The organism is Trinickia sp., from assembly GCF_035492435.1.
GTDB lineage: Bacteria > Pseudomonadota > Gammaproteobacteria > Burkholderiales > Burkholderiaceae > Trinickia.
On the sequence record NZ_DATJJF010000179.1, the window covers coordinates 1 to 2117 of the forward strand.

Annotated in this window: 2 protein-coding genes; both read right to left on the reverse strand. The window is 61.3% G+C overall.

Going from position 1 to position 2117, the window contains the following annotated elements:
• Positions 1-263: 263 nt before the first annotated feature.
• Complete coding sequence (gene lipA, locus VL598_RS13175) at positions 264-1271, reverse strand: lipoyl synthase (protein ID WP_325327172.1); 1008 nt, start codon at positions 1269-1271, stop codon at positions 264-266.
• Positions 1271-1885, reverse strand: coding sequence for a lipoyl(octanoyl) transferase LipB (gene lipB / locus VL598_RS13180; RefSeq protein ID WP_414718717.1), 615 nt, complete (start codon positions 1883-1885; stop codon positions 1271-1273). Before lipB ends, lipA begins: the two co-directional genes overlap by 1 nt.
• Between the last annotated feature and the right edge of the window lie 232 nt (positions 1886-2117).

Sequence of the window (2117 nt, forward strand, 5' to 3'; positions counted from 1 at the left end):
TTGGCCGCCGTATCGCGAATTGCGCACGTCAACGGAGATGCTCGTCGCCGCTGAGATGGCAAAGGGTCAGCCAGCTAACCCTTTGGTTTGATGGGCGGTGGATCAGTGGCTCGAAGGTAGAACCCGACTGATCTTCTGAACCCATCGACGCCGCCAGCGCTGCCGTCGAAGAACTGATCCACGGTTGACGAACTACCCGAGCGTCAGAAAGAAGCCGTGGGACGGCGCGCTATGGTCGCCGTCCTATTTTGCTGGCAACTTGCTTAAACGATTCCCGCTCCATGCGCCTGGAGATCGGCGTGGTAACTGGAGCGCACCATCGCGCCGACCGCTGCATGCGTGAAGCCCATCTTGTATGCCTCGGCCTCGTACATCTTGAACGTATCGGGGTGGACGTACGCGCGCACCGGCAAATGGTGCTCAGACGGCTGCAGGTACTGCCCGATCGTCAGCATATCGACATCGTGTGCGCGCAAATCGCGCATCACCTGAAGGATTTCATCCTCCATCTCGCCGAGCCCGACCATCAACCCCGACTTCGTCGCCACTTCCGGGTGCAGTGCCTTGAAGTCCTTCAGCAACTTGAGTGAATGCGCGTAATCGGAGCCCGGACGCGCTTCCTTGTAGAGCCGCGGCACGGTTTCCAAGTTGTGATTCATGACGTCCGGCGGTGCGCTCGTCAAAATCGACAGCGCCCGATCGAGCCGGCCGCGGAAATCAGGCGTGAGTATCTCGATACGTGTCTCGGGCGAAAGCTCACGCACCTTGCGGATGCACTCGACAAAGTGTGCCGCTCCACCGTCGCGCAGATCGTCGCGATCCACGCTCGTAATCACCACGTACTTCAGTTTCAGCGCCGCAATCGTCCGCGCGAGATTGAGCGGCTCCGATTCATCGAGCGGATCGGGACGGCCATGGCCGACATCACAGAAGGGGCAGCGACGCGTGCACTTGTCGCCCATGATCATGAACGTCGCCGTACCCTTGCCGAAGCACTCCCCGATGTTCGGGCAACTCGCCTCTTCGCAAACCGTATGCAAGTTGTGCTCGCGCAGAATCTGCTTGATCTCGTTGAAACGCGAGCTGCCCGTGGCCGCCCTCACGCGAATCCATTCGGGCTTTCTCAGCTTTTCGACAGGCACGACCTTGATCGGGATACGCGCTGTCTTCGCTTGCGCTTTCTGCTTGGCGGTCGGATCGTACGGAACCGGGGCCTCGCCGGCGGCAGGCTCTGCGGCCGACCCATTCATGGGGGCAGTAACGTCTGTCATTAGATTGATCCAGTCGGTGAGCACTGCGGGTGGTGCGCCTCGAGGTTTTCAGCAAGGCGCGCCGCCAAGGTGCGGGCCACGTTGTCCCAGCCGGCAGCGACACCGAGTGTCGCCATATCGACCGTTTCAAGCCCCACGTAGCCGCACGGATTGATTGCAAGGAACGGTTGCAAATCCATCTTCACGTTCAGGCTTACGCCGTGATAACTGCAACCGTTCCGGATCTTCAGGCCGAGCGCCGCGATCTTTGCGCCGCCATGCGAACCGGCAGCTGGCCCGGGCGCCACGTAAATGCCAGGCGCGCCCGAGCGGCGCTCGCCCGCCAAATTATACGCCGCGAGTGTTTCGAGAACGGCTTGCTCGATCAGCGTCACAAGGTTACGCACGAGCAACCGGCGCCGTTTCAGGTTCAGCAGCACGTAGACGACAACCTGCCCTGGACCGTGATACGTAATCTGCCCCCCGCGATCGACTTTCACCAGCGGAACGCCCGAATCGGCCACGAGGAGGTGCGCGGCATTGCCGGCTTGGCCGAGCGTAAAAACGGGAGGATGCTCGACCAGCCAGAGCTCGTCGACTGTGTCGCCGGTTCGCGCCTCAGTGAATGCGCGCATCGCGGCAAAGCTTGTTTCATACGGCTCTATGCCCCGCCAAACGAGGTCTAAGCCGGGTGCAATCCGCTCGCGCGGATGACTGCCGTGCGGGATTGCCCCGTCCACGGTGACGTGTGGTGCATCAATCGAAATCGACGACGCAGCGAGCGGTTCGGTGAGCGGCGTGGCACACATAATGCCAATAGTCTACCGGAATGGCGTCCCCTCCCCCAAGCACGCACCACAAACGCAC

Excerpts from the sequence above, each read along its gene's own strand:
- lipA (WP_325327172.1), bottom strand. The coding sequence starts at position 1,271 with ATGACAGACGTTACTGCCCCCATGAATGGGTCGGCCGCAGAGCCTGCC.
- lipB (WP_414718717.1), bottom strand. The coding sequence starts at position 1,885 with ATGCGCGCATTCACTGAGGCGCGAACCGGCGACACAGTCGACGAGCTC.